Origin of the sequence: Streptomyces sp. cmx-4-9 (assembly GCF_046548835.1) — a bacterium.
In the GTDB taxonomy this organism is placed as follows: Bacteria; Actinomycetota; Actinomycetes; order Streptomycetales; family Streptomycetaceae; genus Streptomyces.
On record NZ_JAEBEE010000012.1, the window covers coordinates 20,426 to 44,016 of the forward strand.

The window sequence follows — 23,591 nt, forward strand, 5'->3', positions numbered from 1 at the left end:
GAGTCACTCTCATCGGGAACCATGCACTGACTGACGCTGTGAGGGAGGTCGCGCGCCATGACCGCAGCAGCTGCGCCTGGTTCTCCGCTGGATCCCGCCGTCGTCCGGGACACGGTTGAGACTCTGCTGCGCGGCTTCCTTGACGAGCGAGAGCAAGCAACCCTTGCACGGCTGCCGGAACTCGCCCTCTTCACAGGGCTGCTCCGCGATTTCCTGGAGGCGGGTGGTAAGCGCATCCGCCCCCAGCTGTGTGTGGCTGGTTGGCAGGCCATCACTGACCTGCCCCCGCCCCCCGTATTGTGGGGGACTGCGGCATCACTCGAACTCTTCCACGCCTTCTGCCTCATCCACGATGACGTCATGGATCACTCCGACACTCGACGTGGCCGACCCACCGCCCACCGCGCCCTCGCCGCCCACCACGCGGAACGCTCCAATGCCGAGGACCTCGGCATCAATGCTGCAATCCTCCTCGGCGACCTCGCATTGGGCTGGTCCTACGAGCTGTTGCACACCACTGAGGACAGCCGCCGCCAACTGGAATCTGTCTGGCCGTTGTTGAGTAGCATGCGAACCGACACGCTCGTCGGCCAGTATCTAGACCTGGTGGCCGCAGGGAAGCCAGACTCAGATGTGGAGAGTGCCTGGCGCATAGTCCGCTACAAGACCGCCAAATACACCATCGAGACTCCCCTCGTTTTGGGCGCCACTCTTGCCGGAGCCACCCGAGAGCAACTGCGGGTCCTCTCTGCGTACGCGATCCCGCTTGGGGAGGCGTTTCAGCTACGTGACGACCTCCTCGGCATGTATGGCCACCCAGAGCAGACCGGCAAGCCAATTTTGGATGACCTACGCGAGGGCAAACGAACTGTCCTCGTCTCCACAGCCCTACGGTGCGCATCAGCTGCACAAAAACGCGTCTTGCGCGATCGTCTAGGAAACCTGCAAGTCACGGATATCCAGGCTGCGGAGGTCCGTGATTTGATCACCGCAACAGGCGCTCCAGCGGCGATAGAACATCTCATTGATGCCAAGCGCAGACAGGCCCTGCGCGCGCTCACCACCCCCACCTTCCGTCCCCACGGGAATGCTTGGCTTCGGCACTTTGCACACGCCGCAACCACGCGCACCCTGTGACAATCACAGGCGTGACAGCGGGGCACCGGCCTCCACGGCATCGGTGCCTACCTGGTTCCTCACCATGGGAGTCTCCTGTGTCGCACTATGTGATTCCGACTCTTTACCGGCCCGTCTTGCCCCGCTGCCACCCGGAGACCGAGTTGATGCAGGAGCGGACCATGGCTTGGATGAGCTCCTATGGTTTCTGCTCCACCCCGGCCGACGAGCGCGCTATCGCCCACATGATGTCCGCCGACCTGGCTGGGCATTGGTTCCCTGACCAGCCCACCGAACGCGTGCAGTGGATGACCGACCTGTGGAGCTTCTACGCATTCGTGGACGACCAGCGCTTGGAGGTCGGCGATGCCACCGAGCCCTTTCTCGGGCAGTTCGTCGGCCAGATGTCACTCGTCATCGGCCAGCATCGCAGTTTTAGGCGAGAAACGATTGATTCGCCACTATTGTGCGCCCTGCATGACCTGACCCGGCGTGTGCATGAGATGTCCACGCCGGCCCAGGCCGCCCGCTACACCGCCGGTCTCGGGAACTGGCTCATGGCGGTCTTGGCCGACGACAAGAATCGTAACTCTCGCGATCTGAGCAACTTTCTGGTTATGCGCCTGGGCAGCATCGCCGCCCTGTTCATGCTGGAGTGCATCAATGTTCTCTGCCCTGAGCCGGTTCCCGCCCACGAGTGGCACCATCCGAAGGTCGTGGCAGCAGGTCAGGCCGCGATGCTGGTCGCAGCCTGCGACAACGAGATGTTTTCCTACGGGAAGGAAAGATTCCTTGCCGAAGGTGGTAACGCTAGCGGTGGAGAATGGCAATCTGCCAATCTCGTGCGATTCCTGGAGAGCAGGGGTTCCTCCATCACTCAGGCATTCGCCACAGTTGCAGACTTCCGCAACCGATCAATGTGGCTTTGGTGCCGCCTAAAGGACCAGCTACGTCCAACTGCCTCGCCTGCCCTGGCTTCCCTTCTACACGCCATCGACTACGTGATCGCTGGAACCGCTCAGCACCATTCCACCTCCAGCCGCTACCACGACCCCGACGGCCAACACCCTCACGCCATCACCTTCGACATCAGTTACGCCTCCGACGACCCAGTCACCAACCACAACCCCATCGCCCCCTCTCTCGCCTGGTGGTGGGAGCAACTGGCCGCGTAGAACCCACACACGGTCATCCTCGTGGCCCTGGCCAAGCGGATCTGAGAGACCGAGTCTGTCCGTGGAGAGAAGGCTGGCACGGCGGTCAACCTGGGTCTGGGGGCCAGGCGGTCGGTCGAGTCACGCCAGACCAAGACGGAGGGCTGCGTCCGTAGCCGGCGACACGACGAGACGAGACAAGAGGTCAAGCCACACTCGGCACAGAACGCTCGGCACAGAACGCACAGTGCCGGAGACGATCAAGACGGGCGGTGCGGCGGCCGAAAGTTAGGCAGCAGCCATAAGGGCGCGGCGGCAGTCTCAACCGCAAAAGTGCATGTACTAATAAAGCACCTGCCAGACGTCTCGGCCAGGTTGCTGGCCTGGCGGCGGTTGGTGCTCACCAGCCCTGAACGCCGCGACCATTGAAAGATCTCCACGAGCGGCACCCTGCATCGTGGGCCGGGGTTGAAGCGGAGCTCACGGCGCGCCACCGAGCGTGATCATCGCGCTGACCTCCTCGGCCCTGGCCCGCTCCTCGGAAGCGAAACGCTCGGCATCCAGCCGCTCGGCGACCTCGTTGTCCTGGCGCAGCAATACGTCCAGCTCCGTTGCCGGGGCAGCTCCGTCGCAGAGGTCGACAAATGTCTCCTGCACTTCCGGACTCCACAGTCCGATGTCCTTGACGCACGGGGCGATCCGGGAGAACAGTGTGCGCCGAAATAGTCGCAGGTAGCTACCCTCTTCGGCGATGCGAGCTGCCGCGGCGCGCGGTACCCCAAAGTTTTCCAGTACCTCGGTGCCGCGCAGCCGGCCGCGCATCAGTCGGCAGCCCTCGATCACGAATTCCTCACGCTCGGCGAGTTCGGTCGAGCTCAACTGGCGGTAGTAGTCGCGCAGTGCCATCCGGCCGAAGGCCACATGCCGGGCTTCGTCCTGCATCACGTAGGCGAGCAGAAGGCGTGGCAGGGGCTTGGTGGTGGTGTCGCGGAGCAGCCCGAAGGCAGCCAGAGCCAACCCCTCGATCAGCACTTGCATGCCCAAGTAGGGCAGGTCCCAGCGGGAGTCTCGCAGGGTGTCGTCGAGGAGCGAGCGTAGGCTGTCGTTGACCGGGTAGCTCATGGTGAGCTTCTCGGTCAGGAATCGGGAGAAGATCTCGACGTGTCGCGCCTCGTCCATGGTCTGGGTGGCGGCGTAGAACTTCGCGTCCAGGTCCGGTGCGCTCTGTACGATCCGGGCCGAGCAGACCATCGCGCCCTGTTCCCCATGCAGGAACTGGCTGAACTGCCAAGCGGCGTAGTGGGTGCGCAGCTCCTGCCGATCCGCTGGGCCGAGGCGGTCCCAGTGCTTGGTGCCGTGTAGTGGCAGCACTTCGTCGGGAGTCCCCAGGGGGTCGGCCGGATCCACTTCCAGTCCCCAGTCGATCCGGCGTACCGCGTCCCACTGGCGGTCCTTCCCACGCTGGTACAGCGCGAGCAGTCGCTCTCGTCCGCCGTCGTATTCCCAGTCGAAAGTGCTGTCACCACCGGCGGGCACCGTCCACCGACCCGTGTCCGGGACGGGCGCGGGCCGGGGTGCGGGAGTCTCCATCGGCTCTCCTGCCATCGGTCAGAGCGGTTGGTCGACGTGGTCGGGGGTGTAGTCGACAGAGTTACGGTAGGCATCCAGCAACCCCTGGAGCGGTTGGTCCGGGAGTCCGGGCTTCCACAGCTCCACCGCCATCTCGCCGTGGTAAAGCATTGGCCAGCGGACGTAACGACGTTCGTCCGCAGGGTCGTTGACAGCCCGTGACCTGGCCACGGTGTCGGTAGCGACATCGGCCATCAGGTCCGTGCCGCAACCGAAGCCGTACGGATAGAGCTCTCGGTTGGGGGCGACGCTCTCGATCACGGCCGGGTCGGCCCCCTTCACGCCGACGTGAGCGTGCACCCCGCCCCTGATGGCCGGAACTTCGCGATCACCGTCGGGGTCGGGTACCCAGACGCCGGCAGCAGTCTTGCTTACCCGCACTTTTGGAGCGGCCGTCAGCAGCGCGCATACCTCCCACGCTTCCACTGAGGGCCCCTTGGGGTTCAGCCTCTCCGGCGCGAGCACCTGGAGTCGGCCGCCCACTGGCGCGCCTGCCAGAACGGTGACCTCATCCCGTTGTAGTGCCCGCTTGTCCACATCCCAGCTGCCGGAAGCGGTGACCACCACCGCGTCCAGGTCCGGGTCGTAGAGGAAGAGCATGCCCTCACTGAGTCGCTTCCAGCCCAGGAACTCGCGGTAGAGGGATGCGAGGTCCTCGGAAACGTATCGGTCGACTCGGGTCGGCTCAGGCAGAAGGCCGAGCTCACCCATCCGCCGTCCCGCATCGGCCAGGTTGCCTGGCGCCGAGGTTGCCGCCCAGGCGGCCGCGGAGAGCCCGTCGGACACGATGTCGTACCGGTCGCCCACATCCCTGGCGCAGGCGGAGGCTACCAGTCGGTCTCGGATCCGATCGGCTAGTTCAGCGGTCTCGGTCGGGTGGCCACCCTCCAGTGTGCACAGCGTCGCTTCACGGGCGTTTCGGTTAACCAGGACTACTCGAGGCGCCGCCGTGCGGCCCATGACGGTCCGGCCGATCTCCACGACCTCGCCATGCGGCAGGTCACCGAGCTGTTCCGTCACCTCGGCCAGCACCACCGTCTGACGCGATCCGACCCGCAGTCCGAGTTCCCCCCGCACCTGAGCGCTGAGCGGCGGACGCTGCTCTGGCACCCGCTCGCTCAGCGGCGCGGGCCCGGGCGGGATGTGTGTGCTGATCAGCAGGAGGTCCACGTCGCCCTGGGACGATTCGACGACGGTGTGACCCTGTTCCTCGAAGCCAGCGGTCAACTGCGTGACGAATGCGGCCAGCACCGTGTCGTTCGGGTGTACTTGTCCGGCGAATTGCACCACGAGAGGCCGCCACCAAGGCAGCCGGTCCAGCTGTGGCGCGGGACGGTTTGAGAGCACGGTCATCGGGAGCCTCCGGCGGCGACGACGGGGCGGATGCGACGGGCCAGGTCATTCAGGCTGTTCGCCGCGATCAGTTCCAGTGCGGGGATGTCGCACCCGAGCAGCTGATTGACCCCTACCGAAAGCTCCACCACCATCAGTGAGTCAAGACCCAGCGCATCCAGCTTGCATGTGCGTTCAACCCGCTCGGGATCGGTCTGCAGTACCCGGGCGACCAGCCCCGCCAGTTCCTCGGAGAGAACTGCCGCCGCCTCATCGTCGGACAAGGTCGCGAGACGGGTCCGTAGCTCCTGGGTACGGCTCGCGCCACCTTGGCCGGACATCTGGCGGGAGGCTGCGAACGCGGGCCGGTTCAGGCCTGCCAGCAGCTGCCCCATCCGCTCCCAGTCAAACCTGCCGAACACCCCGACAGCCGGACCGCCTGCCAGAGTCGTCTCGAAGGCCCGCCAGATCTCACCAGGAGTAATCGAGCCGAGCCCCAGCCGACCCAGCGTTTCCGACAGCCCCGTACGCACCACGTAGCCGGTCTCACCGACACCGCCCAACGCCAACGCGGCAACGGACGAGCCCTCGGCTCGACGACGACGCGCTACCGCCTCCAGATAGGCGTTGGCGGCGACATACGCGCCCTGCAACTGATTGCCGACCAAGGTGGTCGCCGACGAACAGTGCAGGAAGAAGTCCAGTTCCTGGTCCCGAGTGAGTTCGGACAGTACGGCCGCCCCGCGCACCTTCGGATGCAGCACTGCCTCGATGCGGTCGGCCGTCAGTTCCGCCAGCGGCGCGTCGTCAAGCACCATGGCCGCGTGGAGCACCCCGCGCACCGGGTGCCCGGCCGCCTCGGCATCCGCGAAAATCCGTCGCATTGCCTCCCGGTCGCCTACATCAGCGGCTACCGCGTCCACCCGTGCACCGGCCTCCGCCAGCCGGGCCAGCAGTGCTGGCGCCTCGGGAGAGTCCGTACCCCGGCGACCCACCAGGACCAGGTGCCGTGCGCCGTGGTGGATCAGCAGCTCGGACAGCGCTGCCCCGAGCCCGCCGAGGCCGCCGGTCACCAGATAGCTCCCGGTCCCGTCGAGGGCGATCGGTGAGATGGGCCGCTCCACCGTCACGGGCTCGTCGAGACTGATGACGATCTTGCCCAAATGCTTGGAGTGGCGCAGGGAGCGGAAAGCCTCGGCGACCCGGGCGGCCGGGTACACCACGTGTGGCAAAGGCCGGTAGCGTCCGGTGGTGACCCGGTGGCAGAGCTCGGCGAACTGCTCGGCGGCGACCGTGGGCAATTGTTCCGGCAATGTGGCCACATCCACGCCGAAGTAGGCGAGGTTCCGCCGGAAGGGGCCGAGCAGCAACGGCGTGTTGGCATACAGGTCACGCTTGCCGAGCTCGATGAATCGGCCCCCCGGGCGCAGACACTCCAACCCCCGCGTGATGGCCTCGCCGCTGAGTGAGTTCAGTACCACGTCGACACCTTGGCCGCCGGTCAGGCTGTGGACTCGCTCGGCGAAGTCCAGGCTGCGGGAGTCCAGTACGTGCCGCACGCCCATCAGGCGTAGCAGGTCCCTCTTGGCCGGGGTGCCGGCAGTCGCCACCACTTCCGCTCCCACGCCGCGCGCGTACTGCAGAGCTGCCAGTCCCACCCCGCCCGCCGCTCCGTGGACCAGCACCCGTTCGCCGGCGGCGAGCCGGGCATGGTGCTCCAGCCCGTACTGGACGGTGAGGAACACCGCGGGCAGGGTGGCAGCCTGGGCAAACGTCATCCTGTCCGGAATATGGCCCAGCTGTCCGGTCTTCGCCAGGACGTGGGAGGAGAGCCATCCGAGGCCCGAACCAAAAACGCGGTCACCCGGGGCCAGTCCGGTCACACCGGTGCCGACCGCGAGCACTTCGCCCGCACCCTCCAGGCCCAGTGCCGGGCCCTCCAGTCCCGGTACCGGGTGGTCGTCGGGAATAAGTCCGGTGGCCAGCATGACATCACGGTAGTTCAGAGCAGCAGCCCGGACAGCGACGAGCACCTCGCCCGGGCCGGGGGTGCCGCTCGACTGCTGGGGCTCCCAGACCAGCCGGTGCGCCATGCCCGGGTCGCGGAGCGAGAGGCGATAACCGTCCGACTGCCGCCGGGACGGCGCCGCAGCGTCGACGAGCCGCGGCACGAACCGCCCGGCCTGGGTGAGCACGATCTCCTGTTCCGCGCCCGGGTCGAGCAGTTCACTGGTCAGCCGCTCGACGTCGCGCTCTTCTTGGTCCGAGCGCTCAAGCGAGACGAGCCGGACTCCCAGCCGGACCTGCTCACTGGCGATGGTGCGGCCCAGGGCCCACAGCGCCGCGCCCTCCGGGGACTGTGGCTGCTCCGGCGCCGGGAACAGTCCTGTCGGAGGTGTCACCAGCCAGAGCATGGCGTCCTGACTTACGGTGAGTGCGCCCACCAGATCGCGCAGTTGCTGAGCCCCGCGGGCGATCACCCCGGCCGGGTCCGAGCCGGATGTTTCCGGGTCGAGCAGGACTGCGATCCGAACCGGAACGGCCGGATCGGCCGGGAGCAGCGGGCTCCAACCCTGGCCGTCGAGCGGCAGCCGACGTCCGCCGAGCCGGGATGCGAGCTGGTCTGCCAGGGGATGCGTCCCGTCTGCGGCGATCAGCCACTGCTCAGGCGTGGTGACGTCGGCGGAGGCGGCTTCCTGCGCTGCCGGGCTCCGGCGGGCCAGGATCACCGAGTCGCTGGGGCGCTCGGGATCCGGATGCTCTCCGGTACAGGCCACGGCATCGAAGCCGTTCGCCGCGAGCAGCATCTTCCACTGCTCCCGCTCCAGCAGGGGGGAGTCCTGACGCAGCTCGATGTCGGTGAAGTCCCAGTAGTCGTCCAGGATTCCGAAGAAGCTTGCCACCCAGGCCCGGTCGTGGCTCTCCAGGGCGAGCAGGAAGCCACCGTCGGCCAGCAACCCTGCCAGTTCACCGACCGATACGGTCAGGTCCTTCGCGGTGTGCAGGGCGTTGGCCGCGACTACCAAATCGAACTGACCGGGCGCGAAGCCCTGTTCGGCCAACGGCCGGTCCAGGTCGAGGGTGCGGTATTCGACGAAGTCGTACGGTGCGAACCGGGCCTTGGCTCCGGCCAGGAAGACCGAGGAGCGGTCGGTGAACACGTAACGCGTCCGCTCCGGGGGTAGGACCGGAAGCAGACTGCCCGTCATCCCACCGGTGCCGGCCCCGACCTCGAGGATTCGCAGCGGGCGGTCCGGCGCCCAGTGCCGCACGACGGCCGTCAGCAGTTCGGCTGCGTGCTGATTGTGCAGGCGCAGGTGCGGGGCATCGCTGTACAACTGTGCGATCAGGTGCTGGTCGGCCTCACCGAAGATCAGCTGCCGGGGGTCGGCCTCACCGCGCAGGAGTGCGGCCAGCTGAAGTCCGCAGCGCAGTCCGGTGAGCGTGAGGGTCACCGAGTCGGGCAGGTCCGTGAACAGGCAGCGGACATGCTCCAGCGGGTCGGGTGCGGCCGCCGGGTCCACGCGCAGGCGCCAACGCTCTGCTCCAGGCAGCCGTTCTGCAAGATCGGCCTCGCACGCGCCGGCGAGTAGCTGCCGCAGGTACGGTCGGTACTTGGCAAGCATACCGGCGGTGCTCAGGTCGTTGAGGCTGAACTCCAGCACCCCAGGCAGCAATTCCGCAACCGCTGCGAGCATGAAGAGTGAGCTCGCACGTAGGCCCCTGGAGGTCACCTCGGCGTAGTGGTCGTCGATCAGGCTCCGCTGACGGGCGCGCGCAGGAGCGGTCTCGGCCATTAGCTCTGCCGGGGACGGCAACCGGACCGGAGCCGCGTCAGGGCGCGGTGCAGCGCGTAGCACCATTTCCTGAAGCGTGGCGTCGTCGAAGCCGCGATGCTCGAAGCGCCGGAGCCGGCAGCCGGTCAGTTCCATGCTGACCCGGCCGTTAGAGTCGGTCACCGTGACGTCCCAGATCGCCTCCCGGCTGCTCGCCTGGACCATCCGTACATGCAGGTGCCCTTCGGGGTCAGGTGTGCGCCAGCGCCGGACCGCCCCCAGCTGGGCGGGCAGGAAGAGCGCGCCGTCCGCCAGGCTGGCCAGCAGCGGTGCCCCGGCCTGCATCGCCCCGTCGGTGACCACAGGATGGGCGAGGTAGTCGGACAAGGGCTGATCGGCGCGGTAGGAGGCGAGCAATTCGCCCTCACCGATCCGGAACCCGGTGAGCACCTGGAAGGCCGGACCATGTTCGATGCCGCTGGCTGCCAGCCCTCGATAGTGTGCGGCCGCGGGCAACTCCTCGGATCCGAGCCGGGCACGGACCGTGGTGAGGTCCAAGTCGACAGGGGCCGGGCTAAGCAGGCGGCGCACCCGGCCCCGGGCGTGCGGTTGCCACGGCCCGTCAGCCGTTCGGCTGGCCATCGTCACCGCGCCTGTCTGCGGTTCCACCCCGGTCTGCAGCAAGAGGTCCTCGACGCTGTCATCGCCCGGGAGCACGCACGCACTGGTGACGGAGAGTTCGGTCACCTCCAGAGTGTCGGTGTCGAGGAACTCCCGCCCGGCGGCCAGTGCGGTCTCCAGGAACCCGGTCGCGGGCAGCACTACGGTCCGGCCGACGCGGTGATCGGCCAGCCACGGAGCCCGGACCGTACTCAGCTCGCCGTGCCAGGCCGGTTCGGCGGTGACGGCGCGCTGGCCAAGCAGTGGATGGATTGTCACACCATCGCTGCTGATGCCGGTCCACCAGGTGGGGTGTGCCATCCAGTGCCGTTCACGCTGCCAGGGGTAGGCGGGCAGCTCGATGGGGGGAACTGGCCAAGGGAAGTGGGCCAGTGGGTCGACGGTGACACCAGCGGCCAGTAGATGGGCCACCGCGCCGTGGACCGCTGCGGGACCGTCGGCCCTTCGGGAACCGGTCCGTACCACCTCCGCACGCGACTCGCCCCCCAGGAGGCGGCGCAGGTACGGGCTGAGTACGGCATGCGGGCCGATCTCCACAAACACATCGCATCCGTCTGCCGCCAGAGCTTCGACGGCCGGGGCGAACTGGACGGGGCGGCGGACGTTGTGCCACCAGTACTCGGCATCCAACTGCTCTCCCGCCGGCAGTAGTCCGCCCGTCACGGTGGACGCCACGGTCAACTGGGGCGCCTTTGACGAAAGGCCGCGCAACTGGGCCAGCAGTGAGCCTTCGATTGGGTCCATGGCGGCACTGTGGAAGGCGTAATCAAGGTCCAGCTGCCGAGCGAACACCCCGCGGTCCTGGAGCCGCTCGGTCAGTTCGGCCACCGCCCGCGCGTCTCCGGCGACCGTGGTGTCGGACCGGCTGTTCACCCCGGCCAGCGCAAGCAGATCCGTGCACCCGGCCAGTTCCTCAGACAGCTGGAGCTCCGACAGCCCGATGGCTGCCATTCGCCCCGTGCCCGCGGTTGCTTCCTGGGCCCGGCTACGCGCCGCCACCACCCGGGCAGCCGACGCCAAATCCAGTGCCCCGGCCACGTGCGCGGCCGCAATCTCTCCGACGCTGTGTCCCACCACCGCCTGCGGCCTGACTCCCTGCGCGCGGAGCAGCTCGACCATCCCGAGCTGGTAGGCGAACAGCAGCGGCTGAGCAACCACGGTGGAGCGCAGGCGCTCCGGGTCCCCGGTGGCCATGGCCTCGGTGAGTGACCAGCCGAGCAGAGGGTCGAGCTCCCGGGCAACAGCTTCCACGGCCCGGCGAAACGTCGGCTCGGCTGCCAGCAGTTCGGCTCCCATACCGGGCCACTGGGAGCCGTTGCCGGAGAAGGTGAACGCCACCCTGCCACGTTCTACCGTCCGGGCGGTCGCCGAGGCGGGAGCCGGTCGCTCGCCTCGCGCCGCTCCGTGCAGCGCGGCGACTGCCTCCTGAGGGGTTTCGGCCAGCACCACAGTGCGGTATTCGTGCCGGGCGCGGCGCCGCGTGGTTGTGTGGGCCAGCGCGTAGAAATTGTCCTGGCTGAGCGTTTCGAGCCGTTCGGCCAGCCTCCCGCAGGCCTCGGCCAGCGCCACCGGACCACTCGCGGTGACCGTAACAGGCAACGGCCCCTCGGGCCGTTCTTGCAGCTGCGGCTTGGCGGCCGGGGCCGGCCCGAGCATGACGTGGGCGTTGGCTCCGCCGAAGCCGAAGGAGTTCACTCCGACCACGGTGTCGGCGGAGATGTGCACTTTCTGCGGCCGGACGGTCGGGATGAGGCCCAACCCTGTGAAGTCAATGCGGGGGTTGAGTGTTTCGGCGTGCAGGGTGGACGGCACCTCACCGTGCCGCAGCACCAGGATCGCCTTCAGCAGACCTGGAACCCCGGACGCGGCCTCCAGGTGCCCGAGGTTGCTCTTGACCGAACCGACCGGCAGCGGGCCGACCGTCCGGCGGGTACCAAGCGCCCGGCCGATCGCCTCACATTCGATCGGATCACCCACCGCCGTCCCGGTACCGTGAGCCTCCAGGTATGCAAGGCGGTCCGGGTGGACCGACGCACCGTCATACAATTCGCTCAGCAAACGTTGCTGAGCACGCGGGTTGGGCATCGCGATGCCAGAGGTCCGGCCGTCGTTGTTGGCCCCACTGTCGAGAATTACCGCATGCACCCGGTCGCCGTCTCTCAGTGCATCCGTCAACCGCTTGAGCAGCAGCAGGCCGCCGCCCTCCGAGCGGACGTAACCGTCGGCCTCGGCCGAGAAGGTTCGGCAACGCCCCGTCGGCGACAGCATCGAGGCGGTTGAGAACCCGGCGAAGACCCGTGGGTCGAACATGATGTTGACCCCGCCGGCCAGGGCCAGACCGGTCCGCCCGGTGCGCAGGTGCTCACAGGCCCGATGCACGGCGGTCAGCGCGGAGGCGCAGGCGGTGTCCAGCGCGAAACTCTCGCCGTGCCAGTCCAAGAGGTGAGAGATCCTGTTCGCGGTGTTGCCGACCGCCACGCCCGACATCGAGTACACGTCACCCGCGGCCGGCCGCTTCTGGTGGAGCTGCCCGAAGTCATGACTGGAACAGCCCACGAACACCGCGCCGTCCCCACCGGCACACTCCGCCGGGTCGACACCCGCATCGTCGAGTGCCTCCACCGCCATCTCCAGCAGCAGCCGCTGCTGCGGGTCCAGATGCCGCGCTTCGCGTGGGGAGATTCCCCGGAAGAATTCGCAGTCGAAGCCCTGCACGTCCTGGAGAAAACCACCTGCGACGGTGTAAGTGCGGCCGGGCCTGTGCCGACCGCCATCCAGGAAGGCCGCAGTTTCGAACCGGTCCGCAGGCACCTCGGAAACCAGATCCGCGCCCTTCGACAGCGCGGTCCACAATCCATCGAGATCGCGAACTCCGCCCGGCAGTCGACACGCTGTACCGATGACAGCCACGGTGTCGGCCGTTCTGGTCATGGAGTTCTCCAGGGGTATTGGTCGTGGCACCTTCCCCGTCAGTCTCCGGCCTGTCACGCGGCGCTCCTGACACGCATCACCCGGTCGGCCGCGGCAAGTAATCCATCCGTGTGAGATGAGTCCGAAAGAAGGGCATCAGATCATACTGCCGGGCCATCGACTTTCCGTGCCACGGCACTGAAGTGAATTCCGCAGTGTCCCGTTCCCTTCATCGACAAGTTCGGAGGAATCATGAGCCGTGCCCCGGCAACTGGTGTCGCTCAGCTTGAGTGCGTTTTTGGAGCGCGCAATCGGTGCCCTGTTCGACTTCGACGTCTGCGCGTGGGACGGCAGCACAACTGGCGCCGGCACCGGCTCCGCCCTCGTCCTGCGCAACCCCCAAGCGTTGCGACGCGTGCTCTGGCGCCCCGGCCAGGTTGGCGCGACCAGCGCGTTCGTGGCCGGCGACAGTGACATCGAGGGTGATCTGATCGGCGTCCTCCGCCAGCTGGGCTATGTCCTGGGTGCGTCCTGGCCGCAGCTCGCGGGCGCCGCGCTGGCGGCGCTCAGGGGCTGGGTCGACCGGCAGGTGCTGGGATTGCTCGGTCGGGTGCCCGCCGCGGAGGTCCGCCGCAGCCGAGGCGCCCGAGCCGTCCGGCACCACTACGACGTGGGCAACGAGTTCTACCGGCTCGTCCTCGGGCCTTCGATGGTCTACTCCACCGCCTACTGGCCCCAGGGCGGTGAGCATCCGGACTCCGGGCTCGACGAGGCACAGGAAGCCAAGCTCGACCTGATCTGCCGCGAGCTCGACCTGCGTCCTGGTATGTGACTGCTGGATCTCGGCTGCGGCTGGGGCAGCCTGCTGCTGCACGCGGCGCAGCACTATGGCGTGAACGGCGTCGGCATGACACTCGCCGAAACCAGGCTCGGCTCGCCACTGAGGGGACCGAGCAGGCAGGGCTGACCGACCGGCTTCACGTACGCGTGCAGGACTACCGGACTGTCCAGGACGGGCACCGTTCGACGCGGTGGCCAGCATGGAGATGACGCACCACCTGTCGCGCTCCGGAGAGCGAGAGCACGCCGCGGCTCTGGCCCGGCTGGTGGCACCCGGTGGGCGGGTACTGAGCCATGAACTGTGCTCCCTGTCGTGCGGGACAGATGCTGATGCGCCGGTCTCCTGCTGCGCTACGCGCATCCGGACCGGAACCCGAGCGTGATCGGCCTCAGTGCACTGCTCGCCGAGCGCGCGGGCCTGGAAGTGCTCGACGTGGAAAACCTGCGGACGGACTGCGCGCGCACGAGTGCGGCCTGGCTGACGAATCTGGAGCGCGATCGGTAAGTCGCCACTTCATTGGCCGGCAACCAGACGGTGGCAGTCTGGTGACTGTTCTTCGCCGTCGGCGTGTTGTCCTTCGAGGTGGGCTGGTAAGCATCCAGCACCTGCTTTGTATCCGCCCCCAACCGCTCAACTGAGCGGTCTTCACGCCGCGGTCGAGTGGTTACCAGCGTCCCGGGACACGGATCCAGGCGACCGTCTGAGGCTGGGCGCCCACCAGTTGGCCCGGCCGGTCAGACTCATCACGGCAGGTACCAGAACGCCCCGGACCACGGTGGCGTCCAGGACCACCACCGCCGCCATAGTGGCGCCCAGCACCACGAGCAAACCGACATCGGAAAGCACCAGCGCTCCCATGCTGACGGCGACCACCACGGCGGCGGTGGTGAAGAGCCGACCAGTGTGCTCGATACCGAACACAATGGATCCGGAGTTGTCACCGGTACGTCCCCACTCTTCCTTCATCCGGGCGATGAGGAAGACCTCGTAGTCGACACAGAGCCCGAAGGCGAGGGCGGACGCCAGCAACGGCATGGTGATCTCCAGCGCACCGTCACCTCCCGCCGCCGGTGGTCCGAGCACCGCCAGTTCCTGGAACAGCATCACCATCACTCCCAGGGCCGCGGCGATGCTCAGTCCGCCGAGCACCACGGCCTTGACCGCCACCAGCAGGCTCCGGGCGAACACCAGCAAACCCAGGAAGACACCGGTCAGCATCAGCACGGCCCACCTGCCCAGCGCTGTAAAGATCGCGGTCCGGGTGTCGGCGAGCTGCGCGGCGACTCCAGCGACCTCGGTCGGCCCGGGGGCAGCGGTGTCACGGACCGCGTCCACCAGCGCGGCGGTCCGTGCCGCCTGGGGCGGATCGGTGGCGAACACCACTGCCAGGGTGCCGGGCGCGGAGGCGGGCTCCACCTGCTGCGTACGAACGTGCTGTCCCTCTGCGTAGTCGCCGGCCGGGGTGCTGACCTGGGCCGCACCGGGCAGCAGGGACAGACGGCGCGCGTAGCTGTCCAGGGCGCTCTGTTCGGTGTACGGGTCCGTCCGGGACAGCACGACGATGAGTTGTCGCTCCGGCGGGTAGGGGAAGTCTGCCCGGACGGCTCGTGCGGCCGAACGGGCCTCTGCCCGGGGCGGCAGGATGCTTTCGTCCACCAGCGCGGGGCGAAGCCCGGCGGTGGGTAGCGCAAGTGCCGCCAGTAACGCGGTGCCAAGGATGGTCCAGAGCACTGGACGCCCGGTCACCTTGACGGCGATCCGGCGCCAGAGGGCACTGGCCAGCACCTCCATGGGCGGACGGCGCCAGGGCAAGCGGCGGAAGGGGTCCAGGCGCTCGAGTCGGTCGCCGGCCACGGCGAGCAGGGCCGGGAGCACCACAAGGGTCGCGGTTGCGCCGAGGGCGACCACTACGACCGCGGCCAGTGCCAGCGACCGAACCATGCCGAGCGGGAAGACCAGCAGCGCGGTCATGCACCAGGCCATCGTCAAGGCACAGAACGCCACCGATCGCCCGGCTGTGGACATCGCCCGCACGGTGGCCGTCTCGGGGTCGAAGCCGGCAGCCCGCTCCTCGCGGTACCGACTCAGTGTGAACAGTCCGTAATCGACGGCAAGTCCGAAGCCCAGCGCGAAGGTGAGGTTGGCGGCGAATACAGAGATGGGGACGACCCGGGTACAGGCTGACAGCACCGCGAGGGCCCCGGCCACCGCCACCCCGCCGACCAGGACCGGTACGAGAGTGGCTCCCAGGGAGCCAAAAGCCAGCACCAGGACGCCCAAGGTGACCGGCAGCGCCAGAAGTTCGGACCGCACCAGGTCCCGCTCGGCCTGGTCGGTGGCGGCAACGTTGACCCACGCCGGTCCGGTGACCGCCAAGCGGAACCCGGGGGCCTCGGCCCGCAGGGCGGGCGTCAGCGTACGGGCAGCCCGGGCGGTCTCGGACTGGTCCCCAGCCAGGTCGATCCGCAGCAGCGCGCCTCGACCGTCCGTCGAACGCAGCGGGGCCAGGCCGGTGGACCAGTACGATACCGCTGAACTCACCCCCGGTGACCGAGCGGCCAACTCGGTCAGCCGCTTGCCCTGCTCGGCCACCGCTGGCGCGTCCACCGGTCGGCCAGGGCGGGCATAGAGGACCAGATCAGCCGTGCCCGCACCCATCCGCTGCGCCGCGGATTCGGCTCGCTCGGCCGCCGTGTCGTCAGCGGTGTAACCGCCATTGGACCAGCGGTCACCGGCACTGAGGCCAGCGACGGCACACAACACCACCAGCAGAACCGCTGACCCAAGTACTGGCCGGGCATGGCGGAACGACCAACCCGCCAGCCGACCCAACAAGCCGCTCACCGCGTGGCGTCCAATCCGGCCAGCCGCCGACGCGAGGCCCACCGAAAAGCCCGCCCGCAAGACCATCCTTCGCGGCTCCCGACGCTGACGGGATAAGCGCCAGGCCGACCAGGCCCGGTCACTCCATACCCGCCGGTTCTGTGCACCCAGATGCATGGCGGTTCGAGACTGTAGTTTCTTTCATACAGCGAAGAGCAGAGTCCTGCCCCCCTCGTCCAGGCGCTCTGGTGAAACAAACAACGGGGTGAGGATCCAGCCGAGTCATCCGTTTGGGTAGCAGTTCTGGTACGCGCACAGTCGACTCCTTTGACGGATACGCTACGGCCCCGCAGCCTCGCACCCGATAGACCTCCAGGTCGCGCACATTCTTGGGAAGAGCGACCCTGTGGTCAATCTTCGCCCACCCTCCGTCACCCGATCGGCGGCACCCGGGAAAAATCGCCTTCGTGAACCATGCGCACAATGGGCGGGCCAGGCTTACCCCACCCGGATGGAGAGTCGCCTTGCCGACTGCCGTTGTAACGGGCGCCACGGCCGGAATCGGCCTTGCATTCGCCCGAACCCTCGCAGACCGCGGATATCACTTGGTTCTCGTCGCCCGGAACGCCAAACGGCTCGGTGCGGTCGGGGCAGCCCTGCCATCGCCGGGTCGACCGCACCTGGTACTCCCGGCTGATCTCACCACCACGGCCGGATGCCGACTTGTCGAACAACGGGTCACAAACGACGCCGAGCCAGTCGATCTACTGGTCAACAGCGCTGGAATCGCGGCATCCCGACCGTTCCTGGAGAGCACGATCGAGGAGGAGGAGTCCGTCCTGGACCTCAACGTCCGGGCCCCACTACGCCTCACCAAGGCCGCGCTGCCCGGCATGCTGGCCCGGGGCTCCGGTGGCGTGCTCAATGTGGCCTCAGTAGCGGCCCTGGGGCCGGCCTGGTTGGCCAGCACATATCCGCCGAGCAAGGCTTGGATCCTCGCGTTCACGGAGTCCGTCGGCCACTCCGAAGGGATCCGGCGGCGGTCCGGAGTCAGGATGACAGCGGTGCTGCCCGGCTACACCAGGACGGAGTTCCACCAGCGGGCCGGAATCCCCACCGCCAACATTCCAAACTGGATGTGGCTCGACGCCGACCGGGTGGCCGTCACGGCACTACGCGATCTCCATCGAGGACGCGTGGTCAGCATCCCCAGTGCCCGTTACCGCCTCGCTGGTTGGGCGCTGCGTCATCTCCCGCGTCCCCTCGTGCGGCCGTGGTGCTGGGACCAGGCGGGCCCGCCGACGCTGCGACCGCCCCGGGCGTGCGATGAGCCGAGTCCCTGCCCTCCTCCAGCAATGGGCCAACGTCCTTAAGAGGGCGTTTCGTCCCGTTGTTTCATCCCGGATTGCCGGGATGGGATTGGTTCATGCTCCGCGCCAGCTGGGGGGTGAATTCGGCGGTGAGTCTGCGGGTCATGAGGTTGATCATCGCGAGGTGGATCATGGCTTCGGAGCGGTGTGGGTGGGCTTCGTAGTCGCGGGCCAAGCGGCGGTGGTTCATCAGCCATCCCAGCATGCGTTCGACGGTCCAGCGACGGGGCAGGACGGTGAATCCCCTGGTGGTGGGGTCGCGGCGGACGATGTGCATGTCGATACCGAGGGTGGCGGCGTGCTCGAATCGCGACTCGTGCACCACCACTCACAGTGACCTCAGCGGCCCCAGACAAAGCGAAGCCCAAACCCGATGGTACCCATGCAAACTTGACCTAAACGCCCTCTCAGCAGACAGAGGTCACTGCCCTCAAGAGGTGACGATGGCGCACCGAACGGACCCAGGGGTGAGCTGATCCTCTACCGGCCGCTGGCGGCTTCGAGCATGCTGAGCTTGACCGCTCGACGTGCCGGCCACAGAGCGGCGAGCACTCCCACGAGGGCCGAAGTGAAGAAGAAGATGGCTATTTTGCCCCAGGGGAGCACGAGTTCATAGGTGTCGAGGGTCTTAGCGATCAGTTCGCCGGTAGCCCACCCGAAGAAGACACCGAGGGTTATACCGAGCAGGCCACCGAAGAGGGAGATGACCAGCGATTCCAGGCGGACCATGCGCCTGACGTCCGTGCGGTCCAGGCCGACGGCGCGCAGCAGACCGATCTCCTGAGAGCGTTCCATGACGGACATGGCGAGGGTGTTGACGACGCCGAGCACGGCGATGATGACGGCCGTGGTGAGCAGGGCATAGAGCATGTTCAGCAAGAGGTTGAACCCCTGGGCGTTGGCGTTGGTGAGGTCGTCCTTGTCGTGGATCTGGAGCGATGGGTTGTTTCCGAGCGCTTCGCGTAGCGAGTCCTTGGCCGCGTCGCTGGCGGTGCCCTTGATCTTGACCAGGACTTGTGTATCGGCGATGAGGCTCTGGTGCGGGGCCAGGGTACGGGTGTCGAGCATGATGCCGCGGATCAGGTCGTTGCCTTTATAGATGCCGGCGACGGTGAGTTTTTCCTGTACACCGTCTTCGTAGGTCATGGTGAAGGTGGAGCCGTGCTGCCAGCCGCGGCTCTTGGCGGTGTACTCATCGACGATGGCCTTGTCACCGCCGAATCCAGCGAATGAACCTGCAGTGAAATCGGCCTTGACCAGCTCCGTAATGGTTGCGCTGTCGAGGGCGGTCACGGTGTCCGGGCTGCCGTCGGCCAGTGCAGGGGACGGGCGCAGCGGGGTTGTGGCGGTGACCTGCGGGAGCGAGGCGAGTGTCTTCTCGATGTCTGGTGAGAGCGATGCGGTGCCGGCCATGGAGACGGTGTAGTCCGCCTTCATCGAATCCGCGCCCAGCTTGTCGAGTCCCTTCTGGGTGCCACTGGCGACTACCGTCATGCCGGTGATCAGGGTCAGACCGATCATCAGCGCGGATGCGGTTGCGGCGGTCCGACGCGGGTTGCGCAGCGCGTTCTCCGTGGCAAGTTTCCCGGAGATGCCGAACAGCCGCAGAGCAGGCGTGAAGGCGGCGATGACCGGGCGGGAAAGCAACGGGGTCAGCACACACACACCGATCAGGAGCAAGATGAAGCCCAGCCCAGTCAGGGCTTCACCATTGGTCCTCATGTTTGTCCCGGCCAGCACCGATACGACTCCGGTGGCTGCCAGGAGGCTACCGATGGAGTTGCGGACGGTCAGCGAGCGAGTGGCAGCGTCGGCGTGAGAGTTGTTCATGGCGGCGACCGGCGGTGTCTTCGCGGCGCGGCGGCCGGGCAGCCAGGCGGCCAGCACAGTAACCACGATGCTGACGCTCAGCGAGATGACGACCGTGACCGGAGAGATAACGAGTGGGCCCTCGGGCACCGTGCTCCCGGTAGCACTCATCAAGGAACACAGCCCCGCACCGATGCCGATACCGGCGAGCAAACCGGCCACACCGGCAATGGTGCCGACGACGAGCGCCTCGGTGAGCACTGAGTGGGTGACCTGGCGGCGGGTTGCGCCGACCGCGCGCAGTAGCGCGAGCTCCTTGGTGCGCTGGGCGACCAACATGGTGAAGGTGTTGGCTATGACGAAGATGCCGACGACCAGCGCGACACTGGCGAAACCGAGCAGGGCGTTGCGCATGTTCCGCGAATCTTCAGCGATCAGCTTGGCCTGTTCGTCGGCCATCTGCTTGCCGGTGACTGCCTGGGCCCAGCCCGGCAGGATCTTCTCGATCGACCCCTTCAGCGCGACCTGGGAGGTACCGGTCGCGGCCTTGACGCCGATCTCACTGAACTCGCCCGGCTTGAGGTAGAGCTGCTGGGCGGTGTCGGTGTCGAAGAGCGCGAGGCTGCCGCCCGCGGAGACGTTCCCGTCGGCAGTGGTGAAGATGCCCGTGAGCTTTTGCTCCAGTACCGGGCCGTTCACGGACATGCGGACGGTGTCGCCGACCGTATAGCCGGCGCGATCGGCGGTCTTGGCATCCAGAGCGATCTCGCCCGAACTCCTCGGCGGAGCGCCGCTCTTCAACGGGTAGCGGGCGTCTTTGCCGTCGGTTCCGGGGTAGTAGTTGGTGCCGGACGATCCGAAGCCCTGGCCTATGAGCCTGCCGTTTTTGTCGGCGATCGCAGCAAAGCCGTAGACCGTGCCGGTGGCGGAGGCAGCGCCGGGCACAACGGCGACCGAGTCGAGAATCCCCTGGGTGAGCTTGGGGGCGTCGCCCGGGTGCCGTTGGTCGTTGGCCTGCTGGTGGAGCTGGACCGCGACGTCGACGTGGTCGAATCCCTTCTGGGAACTCTTCTGGTACGCCGCCGAGACGGTCGAGGTGAAAACCAGGGTACCGGCGACGAACGCCACGCCGAGAAGTACGGCGAGCAAGGTCATCAGCAGCCTGGTCCTGTGCGCAAGCACATTACGCAAAGCGATCTGGAACAAGGGAGGTCAGTCCTGGAGATTTGGTCGGCGATGGTTAACTCGTACGGCCTGTGGCAGCGAACCGCTTCATGCGGTCCAGAACGGCATCTGCGGGGCTTGCCTTGCGTCAACCCTGCGGGTCATCGGCGAGGAAGACGACGCGGTCGGCGTAGGAAGCAGCGACAGGTCGTGGGTGGCATCGAGCGTCTGACGGAATGTGCGCACGGGGTTGTGAAGGAAACCTAGATTCTCGGCGCTCGAGCGGAGGTCGAGGTTTCCGTGGGCTGCAGTCGACGAAATGACCGCAGGACGTCCGGCGAAGGCCTCGTCGTGCAGCCCAGCAGGTTCGGCGTCACGAGCTGTGAGGCAGACATCGGGACGCCGAGGAAGCTGGTGGTCGTTGTGCTCTTGAGACAGAGCAGTGGCTGATGCAACGGAGTGACATATGTCAACGGTTGCAGCTCACGAACGGACGTGCGTCCTACTCAGGGCGTGTTGCAGGGCACTCCACAGAGGTAGCCAAGACCTCCCGATGCTACGCAAGGATGACGCAGCTGCCTGACACCCGCGACTTTATGATCACTACGGGCGCAGGCGCCTGGGCTGGTACAGCCGACGTCTGAGGGGGTGTCTGCTGCATGTTTCTTAGACGGCGCTCGTGAAACACCCCGACGCCCGGCGGCCCACCTGGGGCGATTACGTGTCATAGCCGAAACTCAACGTCAGGCCGATGCACGCCTCGGGAATACTGAAACATGCCCCACTGCACCGCCCTCAGCTCAGCCGACTCGCTGGGCGGCAGCCATCCCGCCCTGGCAGGAGGACGGGTCTACGGGGCGATGGGGCCGTTCTTCTTGTCCGGGTGTGCTGACAGCACATAGCGGGTGGCGGAGAGGTTGGACAGGCCGAAGAGTTCCATGAGCCGGACAGGATCGGCGCTGTGGCGTGCCTCATCGACGATGCGGTCGACATGCAGGCGGCCAGCCGGCAGGCCGATGCGTTGGAAGAGGTGCTGGACGACGCCGGCGCTGATGGGCGGGCCGGAGTCGTCGACGGCGGTGTTGCGGGTGACGAAGAGGTGGGGATTGGAGCTGTCGGGCCAGCGGTGGTGGCGGTGGAGTTCCCACGCTGTGGCCAGGCGCATGGTGAAGGCGTCGAGGTAGATGAGGTGGTCCATGCGTCCCGCTCGACGCAGGCGTAGCCGGCCCTTGCTGTGGTCAAGGTCGGTTCGCAGGAGGTGGACGAGCTGGCCAGGCAGGAGAGCGTAGATGGCGACGAGGGCGACCATGGGGGTGTCGCGGGGGTCGTCGAGGCGGTCGAGGAGGCCGGCGATGCGGTCGGAGGGAAGGGCGGGCGGCACGGATCGGCTGGTGGTGAGGGAGATGCTGCGGGCGGGATCGCGGAAGACGAGGTGTTCGCGTTTGAGGGCCCTGAAGAGGGACCGGAGTGCGGTGTGCAGGCGGCGGGCCCGGTCGCCGCGGAGCGGGTCCAGGGCGTCCTCGATGTGCTTCTTGGTGATCTCGCGGGGATCGGTGTGCCCGTCGGTGATCCATGCTTCCAGCGTGTCCAGGAGGGCGGCCACGTAGTTCTCGACGGTTTTGGGGCTGCGGGCCCGGCTGGGGGTGCTGCCCTGGCCGAGGAGTACGTCGATGTAGGTGTGGACTGCGGCCGAGAAGGCCGGTTGGCTGATGGTGGACGCGTGGTGTCGGGCGCGGGCAATGGAGGGGTCACCGGTTGGTTGCGTTTCGAGGAGGCCGCGCAGGCGGGAGTAGTTGAGGACGCGGGCGCCTTGAAGACTGGGGCTCATGGAAGCCAGGGCCCGGATGTCGCGTTCTTGGATGGGGGCGTCGGTGCCGAGGTGCCCCGTTACGATGCGCAGGGTGCGGATGCTGCCGCTGAAGAAGTCGGTGTTCCATCCGCGCTCGCGCATGTAGGTGGTGAAGTCGGTGAGCAGATGTGCTGCCGCGGGGGTGAGGGCGGGTGGCCTGGTGGTGTCCAGGCGTGTCCAGTCCCTTGGCGGGGCCGGGAAGAGCTCCAGCTGGTCGGCGTGGAGGAGATGCTCGGACAGTCGGCGTGCTCCTTCCGCTCGGGCGCGGGCGCGGCGGCGTTTGAGGGCGAAGCGGCCTTGGAGCGCCGCGGTGCCGGGAAGGAGGCGTCCGACGGCCAGTCCCGCCGCGTGGGGGCGGGCGAACCAGAGCTGGTCGCCGTTCTCCATCGCGACCTGGGCGGTATCGACCTCGGTTTCAGCGACGACGATCCGGCACATGCGGCACATGCCGCCGCTGAGCATCAGCGTGCGGTGGCAGCGGTCGCACTCTGCCTCGCTGGCTCCGCGTTTGCGGAGCTCGTAGCACCAGCTGGTGCACGGCACACACAGGACCCGGCGGTCGTTGGCCCAGGCCAGACAGTGTGCGCACTGCCCCCGCAGCTCAGGGTCGCGTTGCCCGCCCTGGCGGGTGGGGCCGGTGCCCCGTGGAGGGACCACCCGGCGGGTCAGCGGCGGGGCGAGAAGAGCGGCCCGCTCCAGGGCCCTCCCCAGGATCGGGCCGTTGTAGAGGAGGTCCTTCAGGGCCTCGGCGGCGACCTGGTGCTGATCGGGGTCCCGGGCCGCCAGGGCCAGGCGGGCGAAGCCCTCCAGCCGCCAGATCCACACGGTCCGGGCCCGTACCCGGCGCTCGTCGGCCATCTGCCGCAGCTGCTCGCGGACGGCCTCGAACCCAGGGATGTTCCGGTCGCTGATGCGGGCCGCGTGGGTGCGGGAGAACTGGCGGGCAGGAGTAGGAAAGAGTCCCAGTTGCCCGGGAATCTGGGGCGGACAGATCCGGGGGTCGTCCTGGACCGGCTCGGGGTGCCGGGCCCGTAACCACGCAGGGATGTTGTAGTGCCGCCCCGGTTTGCTCTGTGGCATCCGTACCGGCCTCGCCTCGGGCAGGACGATGCCCTCGATGTCCAGGGCGAGCTGACG

Annotated in this window: 10 protein-coding genes and 2 pseudogenes; 5 read left to right on the plus strand and 7 right to left on the minus strand. The window is 67.4% G+C overall.

Annotation, left to right across the window (positions count from 1 at the left end; all coding sequences use genetic code 11):
• The first annotated feature begins 57 nt into the window (after positions 1 to 57).
• Both ACLJTM_RS31715 and ACLJTM_RS31720 read left to right on the plus strand, forming a co-directional pair.
• Positions 58 to 1,137 carry a polyprenyl synthetase family protein gene (locus ACLJTM_RS31715; protein ID WP_411107247.1) on the plus strand — a complete coding sequence of 360 codons (1,080 nt, stop codon included), beginning with the start codon at positions 58 to 60 and terminating at the stop codon, positions 1,135 to 1,137.
• 161 nt (positions 1,138 to 1,298) lie between these two features.
• On the plus strand, positions 1,299 to 2,291 hold the full coding sequence (locus ACLJTM_RS31720; RefSeq protein ID WP_411107248.1) for a terpene synthase family protein: 993 nt from the start codon (positions 1,299 to 1,301) through the stop codon (positions 2,289 to 2,291).
• A gap of 459 nt (positions 2,292 to 2,750) precedes the next feature.
• On the opposite strand, the gene ACLJTM_RS31725 is transcribed toward ACLJTM_RS31720, so the two are convergent.
• The 3 genes from ACLJTM_RS31725 to ACLJTM_RS31735 are packed head-to-tail and all read right to left on the minus strand — an operon-like array spanning position 2,751 to position 12,619.
• A complete protein-coding gene (locus ACLJTM_RS31725; RefSeq protein ID WP_411107249.1) occupies positions 2,751 to 3,860 on the minus strand; it encodes a ferritin-like domain-containing protein in 1,110 nt (369 codons plus the stop codon).
• A gap of 18 nt (positions 3,861 to 3,878) precedes the next feature.
• The gene (locus tag ACLJTM_RS31730) at positions 3,879 to 5,252 is read right to left on the minus strand and encodes a hypothetical protein (protein WP_411107250.1); all 1,374 of its coding nucleotides are present in this window, start codon (positions 5,250 to 5,252) and stop codon (positions 3,879 to 3,881) included.
• Positions 5,249 to 12,619, minus strand: coding sequence for an SDR family NAD(P)-dependent oxidoreductase (locus ACLJTM_RS31735; RefSeq protein WP_411107251.1), 7,371 nt, complete (start codon positions 12,617 to 12,619; stop codon positions 5,249 to 5,251). Before ACLJTM_RS31735 ends, ACLJTM_RS31730 begins: the two co-directional genes overlap by 4 nt.
• Before the next feature lie 436 nt (positions 12,620 to 13,055).
• Between ACLJTM_RS31735 and ACLJTM_RS31740 the strand changes: the two are divergent.
• Both ACLJTM_RS31740 and ACLJTM_RS31745 read left to right on the plus strand, forming a co-directional pair.
• Positions 13,056 to 13,565 (plus strand): annotated as a pseudogene (locus ACLJTM_RS31740) (class I SAM-dependent methyltransferase).
• 252 nt (positions 13,566 to 13,817) lie between these two features.
• Positions 13,818 to 13,943 (plus strand): hypothetical protein, encoded by a 126-nt coding sequence (locus ACLJTM_RS31745; protein WP_411107252.1) that lies wholly within the window; start codon positions 13,818 to 13,820, stop codon positions 13,941 to 13,943.
• 141 nt (positions 13,944 to 14,084) lie between these two features.
• Here the strand turns inward: ACLJTM_RS31745 and ACLJTM_RS31750 are convergent, their stop codons facing one another.
• Positions 14,085 to 16,283, minus strand: coding sequence for an MMPL family transporter (locus ACLJTM_RS31750; protein ID WP_411107253.1), 2,199 nt, complete (start codon positions 16,281 to 16,283; stop codon positions 14,085 to 14,087).
• Positions 16,284 to 16,729: 446 nt separating this feature from the next.
• Between ACLJTM_RS31750 and ACLJTM_RS31755 the strand changes: the two genes are divergently transcribed.
• Positions 16,730 to 17,635 (plus strand): SDR family NAD(P)-dependent oxidoreductase, encoded by a 906-nt coding sequence (locus ACLJTM_RS31755; RefSeq protein WP_411107254.1) that lies wholly within the window; start codon positions 16,730 to 16,732, stop codon positions 17,633 to 17,635.
• Positions 17,636 to 17,657: 22 nt separating this feature from the next.
• Here the strand turns inward: ACLJTM_RS31755 and ACLJTM_RS31760 are convergent.
• The 3 genes and pseudogenes from ACLJTM_RS31760 to xerC form a co-directional block, all read right to left on the minus strand.
• A pseudogene (locus ACLJTM_RS31760) lies at positions 17,658 to 17,936 on the minus strand (transposase); the annotation flags it as partial.
• Between the two features lie 176 nt (positions 17,937 to 18,112).
• Positions 18,113 to 20,647 carry an ABC transporter permease gene (locus ACLJTM_RS31765; protein WP_411107255.1) on the minus strand — a complete coding sequence of 845 codons (2,535 nt, stop codon included), beginning with the start codon at positions 20,645 to 20,647 and terminating at the stop codon, positions 18,113 to 18,115.
• Positions 20,648 to 21,455: 808 nt separating this feature from the next.
• Positions 21,456 to 23,534 carry a tyrosine recombinase XerC gene (gene xerC, locus ACLJTM_RS31770; RefSeq protein WP_411107256.1) on the minus strand — a complete coding sequence of 693 codons (2,079 nt, stop codon included), beginning with the start codon at positions 23,532 to 23,534 and terminating at the stop codon, positions 21,456 to 21,458.
• Between the last annotated feature and the right edge of the window lie 57 nt (positions 23,535 to 23,591).